The organism is Mycobacterium ostraviense (genome assembly GCF_002705925.1).
Classification (GTDB): Bacteria; Actinomycetota; Actinomycetes; order Mycobacteriales; family Mycobacteriaceae; genus Mycobacterium; species Mycobacterium ostraviense.
In genome coordinates this window covers 4,630,968-4,652,540 of record NZ_NKRE01000001.1, presented here as the reverse complement: position 1 = coordinate 4,652,540, position 21,573 = coordinate 4,630,968, and the positions used below count along the sequence as shown (strand labels likewise).

21 protein-coding genes and 2 pseudogenes are annotated in these 21,573 nt (G+C 65.0%); 10 read left to right on the top strand and 13 right to left on the bottom strand.

What is annotated here, in order from left to right:
* Window positions 1-16: 16 nt before the first annotated feature.
* Window positions 17-577, bottom strand: a complete 561-nt coding sequence (locus CDN38_RS21745) for a hemerythrin domain-containing protein (protein ID WP_075512859.1) — start codon at window positions 575-577, stop codon at window positions 17-19.
* Window positions 578-930: 353 nt separating this feature from the next.
* Between CDN38_RS21745 and CDN38_RS21740 the strand changes: the two genes are divergently transcribed.
* Entirely contained in the window at window positions 931-1,635 is a 705-nt protein-coding gene (locus CDN38_RS21740) for a GAF and ANTAR domain-containing protein (protein ID WP_082277361.1), read from the top strand.
* Window positions 1,636-1,758: 123 nt separating this feature from the next.
* Complete coding sequence (locus CDN38_RS21735; RefSeq protein ID WP_075512858.1) at window positions 1,759-3,720, top strand: SpoIIE family protein phosphatase; 1,962 nt, start codon at window positions 1,759-1,761, stop codon at window positions 3,718-3,720.
* A gap of 18 nt (window positions 3,721-3,738) precedes the next feature.
* On the opposite strand, the gene CDN38_RS21730 is transcribed toward CDN38_RS21735, so the two are convergent.
* The gene (locus CDN38_RS21730; protein WP_075512857.1) at window positions 3,739-4,233 is read right to left on the bottom strand and encodes a MarR family winged helix-turn-helix transcriptional regulator; all 495 of its coding nucleotides are present in this window, start codon (window positions 4,231-4,233) and stop codon (window positions 3,739-3,741) included.
* A 105-nt stretch (window positions 4,234-4,338) separates the two neighbouring features.
* Here CDN38_RS21730 and CDN38_RS21725 point away from each other — a divergent pair, with 105 nt between their 5' ends.
* A complete protein-coding gene (locus CDN38_RS21725; protein WP_075512856.1) occupies window positions 4,339-5,067 on the top strand; it encodes a PPE family protein, SVP subgroup in 729 nt (242 codons plus the stop codon).
* A gap of 4 nt (window positions 5,068-5,071) precedes the next feature.
* A pseudogene (locus CDN38_RS21720) lies at window positions 5,072-6,331 on the top strand (MFS transporter).
* Here the strand turns inward: CDN38_RS21720 and CDN38_RS21715 are convergent.
* Together CDN38_RS21715 and CDN38_RS21710 are read right to left on the bottom strand one after the other, a co-directional pair.
* Entirely contained in the window at window positions 6,300-7,535 is a 1,236-nt protein-coding gene (locus CDN38_RS21715) for an acyl-CoA dehydrogenase family protein (protein ID WP_075512855.1), read from the bottom strand. The pseudogene CDN38_RS21720 and the gene CDN38_RS21715 sit on opposite strands and share 32 nt — an antisense overlap.
* Window positions 7,532-8,674, bottom strand: coding sequence for an acyl-CoA dehydrogenase family protein (locus CDN38_RS21710; protein ID WP_075512951.1), 1,143 nt, complete (start codon window positions 8,672-8,674; stop codon window positions 7,532-7,534). Before CDN38_RS21710 ends, CDN38_RS21715 begins: the two co-directional genes overlap by 4 nt.
* 195 nt (window positions 8,675-8,869) lie before the next feature.
* On the opposite strand from CDN38_RS21710, the gene CDN38_RS21705 reads away from it, so the two are divergent.
* Together CDN38_RS21705 and CDN38_RS21700 are read left to right on the top strand one after the other, a co-directional pair.
* The gene (locus CDN38_RS21705) at window positions 8,870-9,589 is read left to right on the top strand and encodes an Rv1363c family protein (protein WP_075512854.1); all 720 of its coding nucleotides are present in this window, start codon (window positions 8,870-8,872) and stop codon (window positions 9,587-9,589) included.
* A complete protein-coding gene (locus tag CDN38_RS21700) occupies window positions 9,586-10,230 on the top strand; it encodes an Rv1363c family protein (RefSeq protein ID WP_075512853.1) in 645 nt (214 codons plus the stop codon). The genes CDN38_RS21705 and CDN38_RS21700 overlap by 4 nt, the downstream gene beginning before the upstream one ends.
* 15 nt (window positions 10,231-10,245) lie before the next feature.
* Here CDN38_RS21700 and CDN38_RS21695 read toward each other — a convergent pair whose 3' ends face one another.
* Genes CDN38_RS21695 through CDN38_RS21680 form a run of 4 tightly spaced genes read right to left on the bottom strand, consistent with a single transcriptional unit; the run spans window position 10,246 to window position 13,830 of the window.
* Window positions 10,246-11,214 (bottom strand): alpha/beta hydrolase, encoded by a 969-nt coding sequence (locus CDN38_RS21695; protein WP_075512950.1) that lies wholly within the window; start codon window positions 11,212-11,214, stop codon window positions 10,246-10,248.
* A 2-nt stretch (window positions 11,215-11,216) separates the two neighbouring features.
* The gene (locus CDN38_RS21690) at window positions 11,217-12,401 is read right to left on the bottom strand and encodes an amidohydrolase family protein (RefSeq protein ID WP_099319167.1); all 1,185 of its coding nucleotides are present in this window, start codon (window positions 12,399-12,401) and stop codon (window positions 11,217-11,219) included.
* Window positions 12,398-13,474: an amidohydrolase family protein gene (locus tag CDN38_RS21685; protein ID WP_075512851.1), complete on the bottom strand. Its 1,077-nt coding sequence runs from the start codon at window positions 13,472-13,474 to the stop codon at window positions 12,398-12,400. Before CDN38_RS21685 ends, CDN38_RS21690 begins: the two co-directional genes overlap by 4 nt.
* Window positions 13,471-13,830 (bottom strand): Rieske (2Fe-2S) protein, encoded by a 360-nt coding sequence (locus CDN38_RS21680; protein WP_306316100.1) that lies wholly within the window; start codon window positions 13,828-13,830, stop codon window positions 13,471-13,473. The genes CDN38_RS21685 and CDN38_RS21680 overlap by 4 nt, the downstream gene beginning before the upstream one ends.
* Before the next feature lie 113 nt (window positions 13,831-13,943).
* Between CDN38_RS21680 and CDN38_RS21675 the strand changes: the two genes are divergently transcribed.
* Window positions 13,944-15,146, top strand: coding sequence for a cytochrome P450 (locus tag CDN38_RS21675; RefSeq protein WP_075512850.1), 1,203 nt, complete (start codon window positions 13,944-13,946; stop codon window positions 15,144-15,146).
* Window positions 15,147-15,183: 37 nt separating this feature from the next.
* Here CDN38_RS21675 and CDN38_RS21670 read toward each other — a convergent pair whose 3' ends face one another.
* The 3 genes from CDN38_RS21670 to CDN38_RS21660 form a co-directional block, all read right to left on the bottom strand.
* A complete protein-coding gene (locus CDN38_RS21670; protein ID WP_075512849.1) occupies window positions 15,184-15,966 on the bottom strand; it encodes an SDR family NAD(P)-dependent oxidoreductase in 783 nt (260 codons plus the stop codon).
* The gene (locus CDN38_RS21665; RefSeq protein WP_161951689.1) at window positions 15,963-16,403 is read right to left on the bottom strand and encodes a VOC family protein; all 441 of its coding nucleotides are present in this window, start codon (window positions 16,401-16,403) and stop codon (window positions 15,963-15,965) included. Before CDN38_RS21665 ends, CDN38_RS21670 begins: the two co-directional genes overlap by 4 nt.
* Before the next feature lie 81 nt (window positions 16,404-16,484).
* The gene (locus CDN38_RS21660; protein ID WP_075512847.1) at window positions 16,485-17,315 is read right to left on the bottom strand and encodes an SDR family NAD(P)-dependent oxidoreductase; all 831 of its coding nucleotides are present in this window, start codon (window positions 17,313-17,315) and stop codon (window positions 16,485-16,487) included.
* A 320-nt stretch (window positions 17,316-17,635) separates the two neighbouring features.
* Between CDN38_RS21660 and CDN38_RS29655 the strand changes: the two genes are divergently transcribed.
* From CDN38_RS29655 to CDN38_RS21650, 3 genes are all read left to right on the top strand, one after another.
* Window positions 17,636-17,776 carry a hypothetical protein gene (locus CDN38_RS29655; protein ID WP_161951688.1) on the top strand — a complete coding sequence of 47 codons (141 nt, stop codon included), beginning with the start codon at window positions 17,636-17,638 and terminating at the stop codon, window positions 17,774-17,776.
* 3 nt (window positions 17,777-17,779) lie between these two features.
* The gene (locus CDN38_RS21655; RefSeq protein WP_075512846.1) at window positions 17,780-18,235 is read left to right on the top strand and encodes a serine hydrolase; all 456 of its coding nucleotides are present in this window, start codon (window positions 17,780-17,782) and stop codon (window positions 18,233-18,235) included.
* Window positions 18,236-18,456: 221 nt separating this feature from the next.
* On the top strand, window positions 18,457-18,687 hold the full coding sequence (locus CDN38_RS21650) for a hypothetical protein (protein WP_075512845.1): 231 nt from the start codon (window positions 18,457-18,459) through the stop codon (window positions 18,685-18,687).
* A gap of 612 nt (window positions 18,688-19,299) precedes the next feature.
* On the opposite strand, the pseudogene CDN38_RS21645 reads toward CDN38_RS21650, so the two are convergent.
* Window positions 19,300-20,531 (bottom strand): annotated as a pseudogene (locus CDN38_RS21645) (cytochrome P450).
* The gene (locus CDN38_RS21640) at window positions 20,528-21,550 is read right to left on the bottom strand and encodes an LLM class F420-dependent oxidoreductase (RefSeq protein ID WP_075512844.1); all 1,023 of its coding nucleotides are present in this window, start codon (window positions 21,548-21,550) and stop codon (window positions 20,528-20,530) included. Before CDN38_RS21640 ends, CDN38_RS21645 begins: the two are co-directional and overlap by 4 nt.
* Window positions 21,551-21,573: the final 23 nt, after the last annotated feature.

Genomic DNA, 21,573 nt, shown 5'->3' with positions numbered 1-21,573 from the left:
GGCGAATCAGGGCGAATCAGCCTTTCCCGACAATGGCATCACGTGCCCGGTCCAGCATTGCCGCGAACGGTCCGGCCATGAGGTTGGCGATCTGGGACTCAACCCCGGCATGGGGTCTGGTGGGTGCGGTCGCCTCGGCCAGCTTGGCGGCGCGGCCCATCCGTTCGAGTTCGCCGCTGCTCAGTTCGTCGCCCAGCTTGGCGAACTCCTCGGCTTCTTCACGCTCGGCGTGGTCGACGACGGCATCGCGCAGCTTGGTGAGTTTGCTGGTGAACTCGGCGCTGTCGACGTCGAGCTTCTCCAGCTCGCTGAGCACGGTCTTGGCTTCGTGCTCTTCCTCCAGCCGCATGGCGACTACCGCCTCCCCACCGGCAATCTTGCGCTTGGCCCGCGGATGAACGATTTCCTCCTCGGCGGTTTCATGCACCGCCAGCAAGCGACGCAGCTCAAGGAACGCCTCTTCTCGTTCCTTACCCGAGCTGGACAATGTCTTCGCGAACAGCGATTTGATCTGCTCGTGCTGGTCGACAAGAAAGTCGATCACATCGGTCGGTGATTTCAGAGCGACCTGCGCCATGAATGTCCTCCTCGGTCTCAATCGCGCTCAATGCGCGTGGGCTGTTGGTAATCGCGCGTGGTATCGGCTACCCGATCGGCAGAACCACAAAACCCGCACGCCGAATCCGGGGGTTGTTAGCGGGCCGTCTGGGTACCCGATAGACATGCAGACGCGACGACGACGGGTCCTGGCGCCGGACGTCCCCCGGTGCGCGCGCCGCGTGACGAGCAAACGTTGCTGATCGCCCATCTCGACCTCGACCAACTTCGGGCCTGGTTGGAGTCGTTTCCCATCACTGAGCATGCGCCGACCTGAAAGCTACGGCCGATAGTCGAGCCTGCGTAGCCCATATCACTCGACAGGAGGACGCGGTGAACCGGCCGGGCGAGAAGTCACCCGAGGCAGCCGCTATCGACACAGCCGCAGCGGAATTGCTGGACGGCTACGGCAAGGAGATGACTGCGACCAAACGGTTGAAGTGGATCACAGCCGCTGCGACAGTGCATATTCCGGCCGTAAGCCATGCCGGGATCACATTGATCACCCACCGCGGTGTCATCCGCTCGGTGGCAGCCAGCGACGTCGACTCCCTCGTCATCGACAACATCGCGCAACGCTATCTACAGGGTCCGTGCTTCGGAGTGCCCACGGAGCAACGAATCTGGCGGGTGGATGACGTCAACAGTGAGACCCGGTGGCCGGTGTTCACTCAGGAAGTACTGTCTCAGACCTCGGTCCGTTCGATGCTGTCAATCCAATTGTTCGGTCACTCCGACGGTGGAGCGGTCCTGAATCTCTACGCCGAGCGCCCGAATGCGTTCGACGAGGAAACCGAGGAGATTTCCCTGACGTTCGCGGCACACGCGGCCATGGCCATCGAAACCGACCGCCGTACGCGGGCACGACGCGAGCCGCTGGTCGACCGCGACTTGATCGCGCAAGCGACCGGTGTGCTGATGGAACGCTTCAACATCGACGCGCCGGCGGCATTTGTGCTGCTGACCCAACTGTCCGCGAAGTATCGGCAGGTGCTGGCTGAGACCGCCGACCGGGTGCTCAACACGAATGCCACCTGACTCGACCGAACTCTTGGTGCCGCGACCTAGTCATGGGCATTGCTAATCTGATTGTTGGCCGTTGACGAGACCCGTCGACGCGCTTGCCTTGTTGCTCGATCGGTCCGTAGGAGGGACAGCCACATGGCGCCCGACATGGACTGGGACAAGAAGGTCGGCACCCCAGAGGACGTCCGCCGGATCTTCGAGAACGTGCCCGCAATGCTGGTGGGACTGGAGGGGCCCGACCACCGCTTCGTCGCAGCCAACGCCGCATATCGCACCCTCAGCCCGACATTCATCGGAGTCGGACAGCTGGCGCGCGAGGTCTATCCCGAGCTCGAGGGACAGCAGATTTACCACATGTTCGACCGGGTGTATCAAACCGGCGAGCCACAGTCCGGATCCGAGTGGCGGCTGCAGGCCGACTTCGACGGCTCCGGAGTCGAGGAGCGATTCTTCGACTTTGTCGTCACGCCGCGACGCCGGGCTGACGGATCGATCGAGGGCGTGCAAATCCTCTTCGATGACGTCACGAGCCGGGTACAGCAACGACGGGCAGCCGAAGCGCAGGTCGAGGAACTGTCCGAGCGGTACCGCCACGTGCGTGACTCGGCCATCGTGATGCAGCAGGCGCTGCTCGCTCCGTCGGTGCCCGTCGTTTCCGGCGCCGACCTCACCGCGCAGTACCTCGTCGCCGCGCGGGACACCGCGGCCGGTGGGGACTGGTTCGACACGGTGGCCCTGGGGGATCGGCTGGTGCTGATCGTCGGGGATGTGGTCGGCCATGGCGTGGAAGCCGCCGCGGTGATGTCGCAGTTGCGCACGGCGCTGCGGATGCAGATCTGGGCGGGACACACCATCGTCGAAGCCCTGCAGGCGGTGGAGTCCTTCCACGATCAGGTGCCCGGTTCGACCTCGGCGACGATCTGTGTCGGCTCCCTCGACCTGGCCGCCGGAGAATTCCAGTACTGCACCGCCGGGCACCCACCGCCGTTGCTGGTGACCGCCGATGCGAAGTCCCGCTACCTGGAGCCGTCGGGCGCGGGCCCGCTCGGCAGCGGAACGGGATTCCCGACGCTTACCAAGATGCTCAACATCGACGATGCCGTCATGCTGTACACCGACGGTCTGGTGGAACGCCCGGGCAGGCCGCTGGGGGCCAGCACGGCAGAATTCGCCGAACTGGCGGCAACCATCGCCAGCGGCGGCGGCTTCGTCATCGATGCGTTGGCCCGGCCCATCGACCGCCTGTGCTCGGAAACGCTCGAGTTGCTGCTCCGATCCACGGGTTACAACGACGACGTCACACTGCTTGCGGCGCAACGCCGGATCCCGGCGCCACCGCTGCGCATGACGACCGACGCGACGATCCACGCGGCGCGCCGGATCCGCGCCCGGCTCCGTGAATGGCTGGTGCAGATCGGTGCGGACTCCACCGACATCTCCGATGTGGTGCACGCGATCTCCGAATTCGTCGAGAATGCGGTCGAACATGGTTATGGCACAGAGGTTCCCGGCGGCCTCGTGGTCGAGGCGACGCTGGACGGTCACGGCATACTGCGGGCATCGGTGATCGACAGGGGCACCTGGAAGGATCACCGCGAAGGCGAAAAGGGCCGCGGGCGTGGACTCGCGATGGCCGCGGCCCTAGTCGGCGAATCGCACGTCAGGCACGACACCGACGGGACCACCGCCACCATCACACATCGGCTGTCCCGGCCGGCGCAGTTCGTCACCGATGCGGTGGTCGGCCGTACCGCCTACCCACCGGCGATCGACACGGAGTTCGTCTCTTTGATCGCCGAGTCCGGCCGCATCGTGGTGCGCGGCGACGTCGACGCCGGCGCCGCGACTACCCTGGACAGCCAGATCGCCGTCGAAACCCGTTCGGGGCTCGCGTCTTTGACCATCGATTTGAGCGCCGTCACCCACCTTGGATCGGCAGGTGTCGCCGTCCTGGTGGCCGCCCGGGACCGGGCACGCAAACAGGGCGGCGACTGCGTGCTGACGGCGCCGCCCGGCACCCCGGCACACCACGTCTTGTCGCTGGTCCAGGTACCGGTGGTCAGCGGCGACGCCGAGAACGTCTTCGCCGAAGATTGACGCCGGCACTAACCTGCACTACCGCAGCCGTTCTAAATCCGCGGTCACCGCGCCGAACACCTCGACAAGAACATTCGCCTGACGCCGGTTGACGTGTTTGGCGAACCACCGTTCGACTCCCCGGGCATGAAACTGCCACGCTGACTGCAGCTCATCAAGTCCTCGCGGGGTCAGCTGGACTCGCGTAGCCCGGCGATTGGCCGGATCCGGGTTACGCGCGACACGACCGGATCGTTCCAAATTGTCAACAATCCTGGTGATGCCGCTGGCGCTGTAGACCAGAGCGGAGGCCAGGTCCTTCATGTACAGGGCCTGGCCGGGCGCGCGGGACAACTGCACCAATGTGTCCAACGTAAGCAGGCTCATGCCGTACTCGGCACGCAACTCGGCATCGAGAGTGCGTTGCAGTAACGCAGCCGAATGAATACACAGCTCCCAGGCTTGCTCCTGCTTGGGATCCAGCTCGCTGAGCCGAACACCCGCTCGCGAGTCACCCTCATTAGTTCTGTTCACATGCAAATAGTAACAAGGCTTACACTTGCGGTATCAATAGTTGTTATACGTACAATACCGCTATCAAATTTTGACCAGATAGTCACCTGGCCCAGGAGAGAAGACATGGCGGCCGCCGCCCAAGCCGAGCTAACGGCCACCCACGCCAGGCCTGCGGCGTCGGCGTACGAGGCGGCGATCGCCACCACGGAAGCGCATTACGGCGAGAAGTGGGCCCAGGACGCAGCCACCAGGTACGCCTATGCCGCCTCGTCGGATGTCGCGACGAGGCTTACTCCCTTCGCGGCGCCGCCGTGGACCACCAACACCGCCGCGCTGGCGTCCTACGCCGCCTCGCTCAGCCAGGCAGCGGAAACGCGGAAGATCGTGCACGCGGCCGTTGTGACCTTGCAGACGCTGAATATCAGTTCCACCGTCGTCTCCGTGTTGTCACTGCTGTGCTTCGTGCCCGGTGCCCTGCGCGACCTCACTATGCCCGCCGGCATGACCGTCGGGATGGTCCCTACCCAGGGAGCAGCCGACACAGTGAAAGTCGGCGGTACGGTGTCGGCCGGGCTCGGCAAGGCGGCCAGGGTCGGCGGGCTATCGGTGCCATGCATGCCGGCCAGTGCGACCGCGGCGACGATCCCCGCTCCGCAAGCACTGGCCGGCACCAGCGTCGACGCCCTGCCGGCTGTCAACTCGGTTGTACAACAGCCGGGCGCGGGAAGCGGGTTGGGCAGCCTGGTCGGCGGGATTCCCGGGAGTTCGAAGTCCCCACAACAAGCCGGCAGCGCAGTCGTGCGAGACCTGTTGCGACTCAACGTCCTTCCGCAACCACAGTACGTCGTATAGTGCCATGACGGGATTCTGGGCCCAGATTCGCAGCTTCAGCCGCCCAAGCCGGGTACTCATGATCAACCAATTCGGGGCCAGCATAGGCTTTTACATGCTGATGCCCTACTTGTCCAGCTATCTGGCAGGGACCCTTGGCCTGGCAGCGTGGGCCGTCGGCCTGGTGCTGGGTGTGCGCAACTCCAGCCAGCAGGGCATGTTTTTCGTGGGCGGTACGCTCGCCGATCGGCTCGGCTACAAACCTTTGATCGTGGCCGGTTGTCTGCTGCGCATTGGCGCATTCGGCTTGTTGGCGATCGCCCAGTCGCTATCGACGTTGTTGTTTGCCGCAGCGGCAACGGGTTTCGCTGGTGCGCTGTTCAACCCGGCGCTGCGGGCTTATCTCGCCACCGAAGCCGACGACCGCCGAATCGAAGCATTCGCTACCTTGAACATGTTCAACCGAGCGGGAGTCTTCCTCGGCCCGCTAATCGGACTGGCCTTTGTGACATCGAACTTCCGGATGAGTGTCCTGGCGGCTAGGGTGATCTTCGCCGTCCTTGCCATCGCGCAACTCCTTGCGTTACCGGGGCATAGATTCGCAGATCGGGGTCGGGTCGCGCCGGCGAAGACGTCGATCATCTCGGACTGGCGGGCGGTCGCGGGCAATAGATCGTTCTTTACGGTTCGCCGCCACCATGACCGGCTCCTATCTGCTGTCCTCCCAGATCTATCTCATGCTTCCCACGCAGGCCTCAGTGGTGGCGCCACACTCCCAAGCACAATTGGTGGCAGCACTTTTCGGTACGTCAGGCCTGGTTGCGGTGGCCGGCCGGCTGCGCATCACCCGATGGTTCTCGGCACAATAGCGGCCGGGGCGCAGTGTGTACATCGGGTGGCACTGATGGCGGCATCGTTTGCGCCGCTGGCCGCCATCCCCAACTCGCAGCGGTTAGGCACTCCGGCGGCCGTCGCGGCGTTGCTCGCTGCGGCGGCCCCGCTCGCCGTCGCCTCCGCAGCGGTGTTTCCCTTCGAGATGCACATCGTGGTGTCGCTTTCCAGCGAGCGGTTGGTGACGACCCACTATGGCTTCTACAACACCATCATCGGAGTCGGGATCCTGGCCGGCAATTTCGCGATCGGGGCGCTACTGGGCACCGAACACCGCCTGGACACCGACGAACTCGTGTGGGCCGCACTGATTCTCGTCGGACTCATCGCCGCGACGGGGCTATACCGGCACGACACCAAGATCAACGTGCCTGGCCGTGCCGTACCTGATTGAACGGCACCCCGCGGTCGGCGGCGTATTCCCGCGGGAAGTTCAGCACCCGCTCACCGATGACGTTGCGCGCCATCTCGGTTGTTCCGCCGCCGATGGCGACCGACTGCCGCGCGAGGTAGCGCAGTCCGGCCTGCAGGCCCTCGCCGGGTTGCCCCACCACACCGGCGGCTCCGGCGATCGCCAGCGCGGTGTCCATCTCACACATCACCGTCTCGGCGTGGAAGAGCCTGATCAGCGTTCCACCGGCAGGCGGCAGGGTGCCGTCACTGACGCCGCGGTAGACGTGCTCAATCAGCTGCTCGGCCACCGCGCGGTGCACCAACGCCCGGCCGGCCATCTCCGGTACCCAATCACTGTCGGCCTGGCCGGCCTGCCGAGCGAGTTCGGCGTAGTCGACCGGGGTCGTGTGACCGCCCTCGCTGCCGCCGCCGCTGGCGAACTCCGAGCCCATCCCGACCGCCCGGCGCTCGTGATAGAGCTGTCGTGAGGCCACGGCCCAGCCGTTGTTCACCTCGCCGACCACCGCATCCGCACCGACGTCCACGCCGTCGAGAAATTCCTCGCAGAACTCTGAAGAGCCGTTCACCTGGGTGATCCGGCGCAACGTGATTCCGGGGTGATCGATGGGCACCAGGAACATCGTCAGGCCCTCATGTTTGGGCACATCCCAGTCGGTTCGGGCCAGACACAGTCCGTAATCGGCGGCGAACGCGCTGGTGCTCCAGGTCTTGGCGCCGTCGATCACCCACCGGTCACCGCGTCGCTCGGCGCGGGTCAGGACGCCCGCCAGATCCGATCCGCCGCTGGGCTCCGAGAGCAGTTGCACCAGCACCTCGTCGCCGCGCAACGCCGCCCCGATGTGAGTCCTCTTCTGCTCCTCACTGCCGGTATCGAGCAGGGTGGCACAGCAGATGGTGAACGTCGGGGTGTTGAGGATCAACGGCATCTCGTAGCACAGGGATTCCTCGTCGAACGCCCGTTGGTATTCGTACGGCAGACCCTGGCCACCGTACTCGCGGGGGAAGCAGATCCCGGCGAATCCTCCTTCGTAGAGGCGCTTTTGCAGTTCTCGGGCCCGCCGCCAGGAGCGTTCGTCGTCGCGGGGCGCCGCAGGCGGTGACATCGGGTCGACAGGTGGCATGTTGTCGGCCAGCCACACTCGGGCCCGGGCGGCGAATTCCGCAACGGATTCGGTCGGCGTCATCGGGTCGCCTTCGCTTCGGCATCCATCGCGTACACCCGACGGTTGTGTTCCTCCGGCGTGCCGAACATGGCGCGGTACAACGTCACTCGCCTCAGGTACAGGTGCAGGTCATGTTCCCAGGTGATCCCGATACCGCCGTGCATCTGCACGCAACCCTGAACGATCTGTCCCGCCATTTCACCGACATAGGACTTCGCAACACTGGCCGCCCGGCCCGCTGCCGGCGAGCGCGCGCCAACCGCTTTCACCGCGGCGGCCGTGGTGGCGCGGCAGGCCTCCAGCCACAACTTCATGTCGGCGAACTTGTGTTTGAGCGCTTGGTAGGACGCCAGTGGACGTCCGAAGGTATGGCGATCCAGCGCCCACTGCACGGTGAAGTCAAAGACCGTCTGCAGGATGCCGACCACCTCGGCGCACTGCAGTACTTGAGTGATCTGACTTTGCCGATCGATCAGCGCGGCCGTCTCGGCGGCGGTGCCGACCGTCGCCGACTCGGCCACCACGACGCCGCCGAATTCCACCCTCGCGTACTGCTTGACCAGGTCCAGCGACTGCTGAGGCGCAATCCGCACTCCGGGCGCATCCGCCGGAACCAAGAACTGGCGGACCTCATCACCGCACCGCGCGACCACCAGCAGCAGCGCGCTCTGGGCACCGGCTTCCACCCGGTCTTTGACGCCCGCGATGCGATAGCCGGAGTCGACCGGTGTGGCCGTGACCGCCGGATGCAGCGGCGACCAACCCCGGCCCGGCTCCGAGACCGCCCACGATGCCACCGCTTCGCCAGACATCAGGGACGCGATCACCTCGGTGTGCGCGTGCCGGTCGGCGCAGTCGACCAACCCCGCAAGCACGGTGCTGACCGGATACAACGGGCCGGGCGCCACCGTCTTACCAAGCTGCTCGGCGACCATGGCCAGATCCTCGACACCGTTGCCCGAGACGCTGCCGCCGCCCAATTCCTCGGGAACGAGCAGCGCCGTCCACCCCAGCTCAGCGGCCCGCTGCCACCACTGCGGGCGAAAGGACACACCCGCGGCATGCAACTCCCGGACATGACGCAGCGAGGCTTCTTTTTGTAGAAATGCGTGGGTAGTGGAGGTAAAGAGTATGTTTTCGGGAGAGTCGACAGCGGTCATCATGCCGCCCGTACTCTCCTGGGCCGTCCTTCGCCACCGCAAAGGACGTCGGTGGGAAAGCTCGGGTGGCTGATCATCCGCCTAATCGGTCCTCGCTGGAGCGGAGTTCGGTGGCGACTCTGATGTTAGCAATGGGCGATACCGTAAGAGATACCGGAGTTCAGTCGATAATGATGGCCACGGGCTGTAACCGCAATGGCTGACGCAACCGAACCGCACTCGGGCTCGGCGAACTCGCAACCCGAGGTGAGGGCGTGGGCCGCACAAGCCGATGCCCCCGAAGAAGACGAGTACAGCGACGCCGAGTACGAGTACGAGGACTATGACGAGTTTGTCGCAGCCGACTACGAGACAGACGATGAGACAGACGAGGTCGCAGACCAAGACGTCGAGGCGGCCGCACCGCGAGGCCGGTCCTGGCGGTGGTTGCGGGTCGTGCTGGCTGGACTCGCCAAGGCCGCCGCGGTGGTCATCATCTGCGCCTTCGCCGCGCTCAGCGGAATCATGGTGTGGCAGCACCACCAGACCACGCAGCGTCAGGAGCGCTCCGAGGCGTTCGCCAACGGGGCCAAAAAGGGCATCGTCAATATGATTTCCCTGGATTTCCGGAAAGCCAAGGAAGACGTCCAGCGCGTGATCGACAGTTCCACGGGCGAGTTCAAGGACGAATTCCAGCAGCGGGCAGCCGATTTCACCAAAGTTGTCGAGCAGTCCAAAGTCGTGACGGAAGGAACGGTCACCGCCACAGCCGTCGAATCCATGGATGGGAACACCGCTTTGGTGCTCGTCTCGGCGACATCGCGGGTCACCAACGGCGGAAACGGCAAAGAGGAACCACGTGAGTGGAGGCTGAAGGTGACCGTGTCTGAGGAGGACGGGCAGTACAAGATGTCGAAGGTTGAGTTCGTACCGTGACCGATCATGTGCGTGACGTCGGCGGCGCCGAGAGCGAATTCGACGATTCAGCGACCTCGGTGATTCCGGCGAGTGACGAGTGGGACGACGAAGCACCGGATGACGACTCCCGCGCACCGGCGCGTGGCTGGGCGCAGGACTTATGGCGCAGAAAGATCAATCTGAAACCGGTCCCGGTGATTCTAATCGTGCTCGTTCTGGTCTCCGGCGGCATCACCGCCTGGCTGTACGCCAAGCTGTACCGGCCCGACCAGCAGGTCGGCCCTAGCGTCGCGCGCGCTGCCGTCAGCGCGGCCTCCGACGGTACTGTCGCACTGCTGTCGTATTCGTCCGACACGCTCGACAAGGACATCGCCGCCGCCATATCACACCTCGGCGGGGATTTCCTGGACTACTACAACCAATTCACCCAGCAGTTCGTGGTTCCGGGGGCCAAACAGAAAGCGCTGAAGACCACCGCCAAGGTGATGCGCGCCGCGGTGTCGGAGCTGCATCCCGGTTCGGCCGTCGTGCTGGTTTTCGTCGACCAGAGCACCACTACCAAGGACAACCCCGAACCGACCATCAAGCCCAGCAGCGTGCTGGTGAGCGTGACCCAGGTCGGCGGTAGGTGGCTGATCACCAAGTTCAACCCGGTCTAGGTCGGGTCGCCCGGTTCAGGTCGCGAAGGCTCGCCGCAGGGTCTGAGCATGCAGCGCCCGGTTCTCTTGGGAGACGACCCAATCGGGCACGACGGAGTCGAAGCCATGGAACGTGGCCGCGAAGACGTGCAGTTCGGTGTGGACGTACGCGTGCAGCAGACGGTTCGCGTAATCAATGGCTTCGTCGCGGCAGGGGTCGATCTCCGAGCAGCTGATGAATGTCGGCGGCAAGCCTTCCAGATTCGCCCGATGCGCCGGAACGTGCTGACGATTGGCCGTGCTGTGGCCCAGGTAATGGGCCCAGGCCCGGGACACCGCCTGACCGTTGAGACCGGGGGTGCGCTGAAACTCCCGCCGCGACGGCGTGGCGTCGGAATCGAGCATCGGCTGATGCAGAAGCTGCACCAGGATCGGCGGGCCTTCCTCGTCGAACATGCGCTGAGCCAATCCGGCCACCAGTGCCGCACCGGCGTCGCGGCCCATCACCGCCAGCCGACGGGCGTCGGCGTCTAGTTCGGCGCAGTTGTCGACCGCATAACGCAGACTCGCCTCGACGTCGTCGAGGGCCGCCGGACACGGGTGCTCCGGCGCCAGCCGGTAGTCGACCGACACAACCAGGCAGTCGGCCGCACGGGCCAACTCCACACAGTGCCCGTGGTCGGTGTCGAGGTTGCCGGTGACGAATCCGCCGCCGTGGGCGTAGATCACTATCGGCACGGTTGACCCGCCGCCACCCCGATACAGCCGTAACCCCAGCCGCGCGCCGTCCGGACCGGCAATGGATCGCGATTCGATGCTCACCCCGCCGAGGCCCGCGGCCTCGGCCGCCGCGGCCCGCTCGGCTGCGACCCGGTCGGCTTGCTGCCGCTCGGCGCTCAACGTCTCGGCGCTGAATTCGACGATCCCCAGCGCCGCTGCGGTGTCTCGCAGCGCCGGGTCGATACGGCTAAGTCCTTGCGGCCGTGCGAGATTCGTTTGAGTCATGATCACTTGGCTTCCGGTTCAGCGTCGAAGGCAACGCCGGCTAGCCGTTCTCCGGGCAGTGCCTTGACGGTCGCGGGCAGCCCATAGAGTGCGATCGCGTTGCCGCGCATGATCCGCTGCCGCTGGTCGGGGGGGAACCGGTTGATCGCATACGCCGGAGAGTCGTAGCTCCAGTGCGGGTAGTCCGTCGAGAACATCAGATTGTCGCCCAGGTCCATCATGTCCAGATATCGGCGAAACTCTACGGTGTCGGCATCTTCGAGCGGCTGGGTGGTGAACCGGACGTGTTCGCGCACATACTCCGACGGGCGCCGGCGCACCTGCGGAAGGTCGCCGCGGCGGGCCTGCCAGATCCGGTCCATCCGCGACATCACCGGCATCGCCCAGGTGAAGCCACCTTCGATGAATACCACCCGCAGGTCCGGATGGCGATCGAACGCGCCGTCGAATACCAGGCTCATCAGGTGCGAGACGTACAACAGCGGCCAGGACGCGAAGAAGTCGTGCCAGTGCGCGGGGTTGCCCACCGGGTAGAGCGGGATCAGCTCGAACGGCGTCTGACCCATCAGATGCGTGGCCACCGGCAGTCCATGGCGCGCCGCCGCCCGGTAAAGCGGATCGAAATGCGCACTGCCGAAAGGGATTCCACGTGTCTGCGGGGTCATCAGCACTTGCACCAGATGCGGATGGCCGGCCCAGCGCTCGACCTCGCGGGCCGCCTGTTCCGGGGTCTGGGCGCTGACGCTGATCGACCCGCGCCACCGGCCGTGCGCGTTGTGCTTGTCCAGCCAGACATCGGCCAGCCAGTCGTTGTACGTCGACTTCAGCACATGTTCGGCCTGCGGCAATTGCGCATCACACATCGGCTCCAGCGAGGCGATGCTGACGCCGGCGTCCACCAGCAACTGCTTGGCGGCGAAATCCGGATCGCTACCGGCGAGTCGGCCGTCGGGCGGGGCGGCGTCCAGTCGCAATGACATCGTCTTGTAAGAGTCCGGGGTGTCGTAGAAGTGCGGTACTGGAGTGACCGCATTACCGGTCGGCCAGATCTTGTCCACCCATTCGGCCGGCGCATAGCACTTGAGCACCTCGGTCGAGACGGGCAGCGGGTGAACGTCGGTGTCGACGACGGTGACCGCGATTTCCCGCTGCTGCGAGTGGGCATCGGCTCGCTCGAGTATGGTCATGGCACACTGCTTTCCACTGTCAGCCCGTAGAGCTCGCTGGCGTTGCGCCACAACACCTTCGAGCGCTGAAGCTCGTCCAGGCCGGTGACGGTCACGTCGGGTGGCGATGTGGACCAATGGGGGTAGCTCGAGCCGTACATCACCAGGTCGGCCTTGTCGGAGAAGTCCATCCAGCGCTGCATCTGCCCGGCATCGACGGGTCCGTCGAACGCCGACGAGCAGAACCGGACATGAGCGGGCAGGTATTCGCTGGGATAGCGGTCCACCCACGGCGTCTGGTCACGCATCGACAGCCAGAAAGTGTCCAGCCGCCACATCAGCGGGGTGAGGATGTCGTATCCGCCGTCGGCGAACACGAACGTGAGGCCGAGGTGCCGGCCGAAGACGCCCTCGACGATGAGCGTGGCCAGGTGCACGAAGTAGTTCAGCGGCATGAAGGCCGCATACCCGGGATAGGTGTGCGCGTGCCCGGCGAACGTCGGCGGATAGTCGACGCCGTTGCCACCGTTGATGTGCACGGCCACCGGTAAGCCGTGAGCGGCAGCGGCCTCCCAGATGGGCTCGAACATCGGCTTGCCGTACGGCTCGCGCGACTGCATCGGGACGCCCACCTGAACCAGCCTGGGGTGACCGGCCAGTCGTTCGATCTCGGCGACGGCGCCCTTGGGGTCCTCCGGATTTACCCGGATCGTTCCTCGAAAACGGTCGGAGTATCGGTTGGTGTGGTCGGGATCTAGCCACTGGTCAAGCAGCCAGTCGTTGACCGCTGCACAGATGCTGCTGTTGAGCAGGTAGTCGGCGATGTTGCCCCGGGTCAGCGGATTGAGGATGGCGTAGTCGACACCAGTATCGTCGAACAGATGCCGGCTGACCGTCTCGGGATCCGACCCCGGGTAGTGCTCGCCGTAGAGGTCCTGCCGGTAGTCACCGCCGGGGGCCTGGTACCACTGCTGTTCCACGTCGGGGATCGACCGCAGCCGATGCGCAGCCGGCAGATAACGCCGTATCTCCGCGTTGTGGCGGAAATGGGGCTGCACGTTGGTGTCAATGCAGGCATCGATAACCGGGCTCATGCGGTCAGGTACACCTTCCCGTCGGTGACGTCGACGCGATAGGTGCGAACCCGACGTCGCGGATCGGCGACGTTGCGGCCGGTGGTGATGTCGAATTCCCAATTGTGCCAAGGGCATCGCACGATCTGCCCGTCCCGTACCCGGCGTAGCCGCCCGGGTTCGCCGGGGACCGACTCGTTGGTGCCGCCGATCAGGCCACGGCACAACGGGGCACCCTCGTGCGGACAGTAATTGCCGATGGCATACAGCGCGCCGCCGACGTTGTACACGCCCACTCCGAACTTTCCGGCGTCCACCAGCCTCATGGTGCCCGGCGGCAATTCGTCGGCAGAGCACACGAATCGGCGTTGCAGCACTGGTTAACCCGCCTCCTGCCCGGGACGGCAACCGCCACCACCACCACCACCACCACATGGCTTCGTTGCTATCTATACTATAATAGTGACATTCCACACCAGGAGGGTCGCCGATGACGCTGCCTACACTCGACACCACCGGCCAAACCAGCCCCTATCCGTTCTTCGAATATATGAGGCGCACCGACCCGGTGTGGCATGGCGCCCTGATGGACCACGAGCAGATGCCCGAGGAACTGCGCCCCAACGACGAGTGGGTGTTGTTCAGCTACGACGGTGTGTTTCAAGCCTTTCGCGATGACCGCATCTTCACCTCGGCCAACTATGACAAGACCATCGGACTGGTCATGGGCCACACTATCTTGGCGATGGGCGGCAAAGAGCACCATGACCACCGCAGCCTGGTGGCCAAGGCCTTCCGGGCCACCGCGCTGGAACGCTGGGAACCGTCGGTCATCGGGCCGGTCTGCGACCAGCTGATCGACGAGATCAAGCATGACGGTCACGCCGATCTGGTGAAGGCGCTGACATTCGAGTTTCCGACGCGGATCATCGCGACACTGCTGGGGCTGCCCCGCGCGGACCTCGACCTGTTCCGGCGGCTGTCACTTGACCTGATCTCGATCCCGACCGACATCATGGCCGGGTTGACCGCGGCGGCGCAGTTGCACGCGTATTTTCTCGACCAGGTCGAGCAGCGGCGGCGCAAACTCACCAACGACATCATCGGCGACCTGGTTGCTGCCGAGATCGACGGCGAAAAGCTCACCGACGAGGCCATCATCGCGTTCCTGCGGCTGCTGCTGCCCGCCGGGCTGGAGACCACCTACCGATCCTCGGGAAACCTGTTGTACCTGCTGTTGGCTCACCCCGAGCAGTTGGCGATGGTCCGTCAAGACCGCTCGTTGATACCCACCGCCATCGAAGAGGGCCTACGGGTGGAAACCCCGTTGACCATGGTCATGCGGACCACCACCGAAGATGTCGACATCGGCGGCAAGACGATCCCGGCCGATGCGCAGATCGACCTGTGTATGGGTTCGGCCAACCGCGACGAAACCCGCTGGACCCACCCCGACACGTTCGACATCCGGCGTCCACGCCACGCACACATCGCCTTCGCGGGCGGCATCCACATGTGCCTGGGCATGCATCTGGCCCGGCTGGAGACGCGGGTGATGCTCAACAGCCTGTTCGACCGGGTCAAGGATCTGACTTTCGTCCCCGACGACGGCACCGGTGAGGAGTCCAGGATCGTCGGGCTGACGTTCCGGTCGCCTAACAAGCTTCCGGTCACGTTCACCCCGGCCGGATGACTGAAATCATCTGCGGCATCATAGATTTCGGTGTCCGCTAAGCTTTCTTGGCGTTCTCCCGCTGGTCTCTGAGTTCTCTCAGCCGCTTGAGACGCATCAGCCGCTCGACTTGGCCATAGGCGTCGATCGGGCTGTGCAGGGCCAGGCCGCCGTCGGCGTGTACTACCTGCCCGGTCACCCACGGTAATTCGAGGACACCGACGATGGCCGCGGCCACGTCGCTGACCTCGCCCAGGCGACCCAGGGCCGTCCGCCTGGACAGGCCGTCCACCCAGCCGGGCCACGCTTCCGGGTTGGGCAGCATCGGGGTTCGCGTGACTCCCGGTCCGACGGCGTTGACCCGGATGTCGTAGGTGCCCCACTCCACCGCGGCGACCTTCACCAGCATGTCCACCCCGGCCTTGGACACACAGTAGGCACCCATATCGCGGTCGGCGACGGTCCCGCTGATGCTGGAGACCGCGACGATCGACCCTCCCACTTCGGCATCTATCATGGCTTGGGCGGCCGCACGGATGGTCAGCCAGGTCCCGGTGAGGTTGACCCCCAAGATGTGTTCCCATTCCGCGGGTGTCTGTTTCAGCAACAGACCGGAGGACCCGACGCCGGCGGAGGTGACCACCCGGGTGGGCACCCCATGCTCGCGCACGGTTTGTGCCATCGCGGCCGCCACCGCGTCGGGGTCGCTGACATCGCAGATGATGTCGGCATCGGATAAGTCCCACACGACGACGTCGTGGCCCGCGTCGCGCAGCCGGGCGGCGACTTCTCGTCCGATCCCGGAGGCACCGCCGGTCACCAGGGCGGTCGTAGCGCTCATGCCGCGGGTCCGATCAGCTCGACCAGAACGCCGTCCGGTGCGGTGACCACCGCCATCGGGACGGTTTTGCCGGCCGGAGCCGGCATGCTGATCCGCCGTACCCCGTCGGCGAAACCCAAAGCCGCCAGCGCGGACAACGTCGCGTCGACGTCGCGCTGCAACGACAGCAGAAAGAAGCCGTGCCGCGGAGCGCGAGGCGCGGGTAGCGCCTCATCGGCACCGAACAACTCCACCAGTTCGACGATGCCGCAATCGGGCGTCTGCGGATCACCCAGGAAGATCGATCGCAGTTGGTCGGTCTTGGCGCCGAACAATTCCGGCCAATTACCGGTGAAAGTATGGTCGAACAATTCGGTCAACCCGAGACCGTCCCGCCAGAATCGCAGAGAACCTTCGACATTAGCGGTGCAGATCGCGGCGTGATGAACACCTAGCACGAAATTCAATGTTAGCTGGCCGTATTTCAGTCGTTGCGGCGGCACAGCGCCCGGAGCTCATTCGCAACGCCGGAGCCGCGCCTAGGCCAGCTTGGCCATCGTGCTTTCCCACAGCTCGCCGGCCAGGCGCGGGTCGTACGCCGCGCGGTTGGCTTTGGCGATCTTGTGCCGGGAGTAGTACTCGCCTGACATCCAATCGACGCCGGGCCGGCTGGACGCCAGCCAGACCAGTTGTTCGGCTCCCTGGTCCGGGGTGGCCGTGAATCGGGCCGATATCGGTACGTGGTGCTTCATGAAGGTCAGGACCCGCGATCCGGATGCATCGCCGAAGTTGGAGTTCACATATCCGGGATGAAACGTCGCGACCGACAGTCCGCTGCCATGGTAACGGCGATGTAATTCCTTGGTGAACAACACGATTGCCAATTTGGTCAGCGCGTAGGCAACGCTGGGCCGATGTCGAGCCGTGTTGTTCTCGAGGCTGCTAATGGTCACTCGGGGCAGCATTTTCTGCGACGAGCTGGTCGTATTGATGACCGTCGCGCGAGAATCGAGCAGCACCGTCAGCAGCTGGGTGGTGAGCAGAAACGGCGCCAAATAGTTGACCTGGTAGGTCTTCTCGTAGCCGTCGGCCGTCAACTGAGTCGTTCGGCTCATGCCGCCGGCATTGTTGGCCAAGACGTCGATGCGTGAGTACTCCGAGCGAATCTTGTCCGCGAGGGCCCGCACCTGGGACAGGTCGGCGAAGTCGGCCACGAAGTAATCCGCACCCAGCTCCGTGGCCACTGCGGTGGTCTTGACTTCCGAGCGCCCGACCACGACGACGTGTTCGCCAATGCGACTGAGCCGCCGCGCCGCCGCCGCCCCGATGCCGTCGCTGGCGCCGGTGATGACAATCGTCTTGCGCGTCATATCGTTGCGTCCTCGTGCGTACTCCAACGAGAGTGTAGCGATACCGCGCCGAATGTCATTGACTTATTGCCGACCGGATGGTCCGTGGAGTACGGATCATGAAGGCCGCGATGAGCGCTTTTTCTCGCCGCGAGTTCGGGTGACTCACCACGCATGTCGGTGTTGCCGGTGCGCTTGTCGCCTGTAGCGCGCCTCCCACCCAGCGCCGCGCCGATCCAACGACCACCGCCAGACCGGAGACCCGCGGCAGGCCGATCCGGCTCACCCAGTCCGATGTCGACCGGATCATCGGCGATCACGCCCAGAGGTTGCTCGATCGCTTGCGGGTCAGAGCTCCAGGACGCGACTACGGCGTCGCGGTGGCTTTCGCGTATCCGAACGGCGCGTTCAAGCCGTTCTACATGTACGGAACGGTGGCCGAGAACAACCCGCCCACCGAAAGAACGATCTTCTCGATCTGATCGGTGACCAAGACCTTCACCAGCGCACTGTTCGCCACCGGGGTAGCGATGCGGCCGGACTGCTTCGACTGGGATGCCGGGCTGCAGCGCTACCTGGGCACCTATCTCGGCGACAACGGAGATCTGAGTAAGGCCATGCAGCAGGTCACCCCGAGGATGCTCGCCCAGCACACGTCGGGTCTGGCGCACGATTCCACCGGTCCGGCCGACGGTGACGGCCTGTTCCTCACCAATCCCGCCGCGCCGCCGCCGAGTTTGCTCAACACGTGGCGGACCCACCGCGGCCCGCAACCGGGAAGCTGCTGGCAATACTCCAACCTCGGCTTCATCACGTTGGGTTTCGCCGCCGTGTCGGCCTACCGGTGCGCGGGCATGGTTGCGTCGTACGCGGGCGTGCTGCGCGATCAGGTCACCGGACCACTAGCTAGCCATGCCCCACACCGGCACGACGGTGCCTGACGGCGCACCGCTGGCGCGTGCCTACCCCAACGGCCGGGAGGTATCGCCGGCTGCCCCTTCGGATCTGAAGTCCTCAGCGGCCGATATGCATACCTGGCTGCTCGCGCATCTCGGCGCCGTCAGCGGACCTGAGCATCTGACGCAGGCACTGGCCACCACGATCCGGTCCCGAGCCGTTATCGGTCGAGACGTGCGGCAGGCACACCCGGGGACCCGCACAGATGGGCCTTGCGTGGCAGGTCGAAACCGGCCCGCCCCAGATCATCTGGAAAGACGGCCTGACCTCTGCGGGCGGTTGCTCGTGCTGGGTCGGGATCACGCCCGCCGGCCCCGGATATGAGCCGATGGGAATTGCCATCCTGGTCAACGGCTACTGGAACAAGGACAAGCCGGCCGTCTTGGCCGACAATCACGGCCCGGCGATCATCAAGGAGATCTCGGCGGCCAGGTAACCGAACCTCGGTCGCTAGGACTGCCACCGATACCCGCTTTGCCCCTCGTTCGGCGACACCCGCAGGGGCGAAACGAGTTTGTCGCTTCTAGCGGTCGTGGGGCTGCGCCTCGGTGTGGGGAGATGGAAAATCGCGTGCTGGTTCGGTTGGGTCGGCGGCTGGCGGCGCCGAGTGTGCGCTGACGGCGCCGAGTGTGTGCTGACGGCGCCGAGTGTGTGCTGACGGCGCCGAGTGTGTGCTGACGGCGCCGAGTGTACCGTCAGGGTGGCCGATCGTGGATATTCCCGCCCTACATACACTCTCAAAGCCGTCACCGCACACTCGATGCGCCGGCATGACAGCCGACTCGGTGAGCACGTGAGACATCCCCCGAACGCCTGCCATCACAAGAGGTGTGAGCGAGGGTGTGGTATCGGCGTGCTGAAAACAGGGCCAAGGTGTGCCGAAAACAGAGCCAGGCAGCCAAGGCTGCGCAACAGGACATCGTTGACCAGCCGCATTCGTGATCACCATGAATTTCCGAGTGAGGTGGGCACCTTGAAATATCCGAGAAAATCCCGGCCCCCGGGTTGCCCGGGTGACTCACGTGACCAGTCGCCGTCCTGTCGCGGGTCAGGACACCGTGTACCGAACCGGGAGGTGGAGACCGCCGACGAATGTGGTGGCGACGAGCTGCGGATCACCGCAGAGCTCAATGGATTTCAGCCTGGGAAGCAACTCGGAGAAGAAGCTGCGGACCTCCATCCGGGCCAGTGCGGCACCCATGCAGAAGTGCACGCCGTAGCCGAAGGCCAGATGCTTGTTGGGCTCGCGTCCCACGTCGAAGCGGAACGGCTCCTCGAGACGTCTTCGTCGCGGTTGGCCGAGGCATACGACAGCAGCACGGATTCGCCTGCCGCAATGGGTGTTCCGCGCACGACGGTGTCGGCGGCAGCGGTGCGCATGAAGTGTTTGACCGGGGTGACCCAACGGATCATCTCTTCGGTGGCCAGCGGCATGAGGCCGAGATCGTCACGCAGCCGCTGCAGTTGGTCCGGATTCTCGATGAGTGCCCGCAGGCCCCCGGAGATGGTTGCGCTGGTGGTGTCGTGCCCGGCGGTCGCCACGATCAGGTAGTAGGACACCGTCTCGACGTCCGACAGCGGCTCGCCGTCGATGCGGGCGTTGGCGATCGCCGACGCGAGATCGTCGCTCGGATGCTCGCGGCGCGCCGCGGTCACCGCGTTGAAGTACTCGAACATGTCTAGCAGCGCGGGCAGCTGGTCCTCGTTGGACGTGCCGCGCTGGTATTCGCTGTCGTCGCTGCCGAACAACTCCTGGGTCAGCGTGAGCATCCGGCCGAAGTCGGCCTCCGGCAGCCCAAGCACCGACATGGTCACGTAGAGCGGGTAATTGACCGCGACCTGCTGCACAAAATCGCATTCGGGCCCCGCCGCCGCCATCCTGTCGACGTAGCTCTGGGCCAATTCGTCGATGCGAATCTTCATCGCCCGCATGGCTTTTGGGCGGAACCAGTCAGCGCCGATCGCGCGGACCACCCGGTGCTGCGGGTCGTCGAGGTGGATGAGCGTGCGGACACCCGCGGCTGCCTGTAGCTCGTCGCCCGCTATCGTCGCCAAGACGGGGCGCGGCCAGTTGGTGAACAGCATGTTGTCGCGCTCGATGTCCATGATGTCGGCATGTTTGGTGATCGCCCAGAACGGCCGGTAGTCGGGCACCTCCACCCACGACACCGGAGCGCTGGCACGCAAGTGAGTCAGCGCCGTATGCAACCGCGGTTCATCGGTATAGGCCAGCGGGTTTGCCAGTAGTTTGGCGGCCTCGTCCACGGTCCGCACCGTCATTGCCGAAAGTCCTTCAGCGCGGCTCGAATACAGGCCTGCGAGGCGGCGAAGAAGACCGGCAGCACCCGGTCGACCACGCCGTCGCAGCGGTCGCGCAGCGCGGCGGCGATGCCGCCGACCGGTCCGACGACCGCGAAGGCACGCAACATCTCGTCGTCGATCAGAGATCCCATGGTGTCCCACTCACCGTGCAGGGAAAGCCGGTGCAGCTCGGCCTGCAGGTCGCCCCAGCCGTGCACGTCGAGAACCTTGCGGTAGGCCGGTGTGGAACCGTAGAAGGCGATCCGGTTGCGCGCGGCCGCGACGGCCGTCTCCAGGTCCGCGTCGTTCTCGCCGGTCGCGATCATCACTTCGGCGGACACCTCGAAGTCGCCGCGATCCCGGCCGGAACGCTGCAACCCGCGGAGCAACCCCGGCATGGTCACCTCATCGAGGTAGCGCCGGGAGACCATCGGGTGTCCGAGGTGGCCGTCGGCGACCTCGCCGCACATCTCGGTCATCGCGTCGCCCACGGCGGCGAGGAAGATTTTCGGTGCCGGGTACGGTTGGGGCTCCGGCGTGAACATCGGGGTCATGATCTTGTGGGTGTAGAACTCGCCCTCGAAACGGAGCTTGCCGCCGTCGCGCCAGGCGGACCAGATCGCGTGCAGCGCGGCAACGAATTCCCGCATCCGGCGGGCCGGGTGACTCCAGGGCATGCCGAATCGCTTCTCGATGTGGGCCTGGATTTGGGTGCCCAGCCCGAGGATGAACCGTCCTTGGGAATAGCTCTGCAGATCCCAGCCCAGGTTGGCGACGATCATCGGATTGCGCGCGAAGGCCACCGCGATGTTGGTGCCGAGTTCGATGCGCGACGTGTGTTCGGCGGCCAGCAGCAGCGGCAGAAACGGATCGTGACTGGTCTCGGCTGTCCAGCCGCCGTCATATCCGTTCCGCTCCAACGCGTCGGCCGCCTCGATGACCCGGGTGAGCTGGTTGGGAATGCCCCCGTCGATTTTGAGGCGGGACACGCTCAACATGCGAGCGACTTTACAGTAAGCAA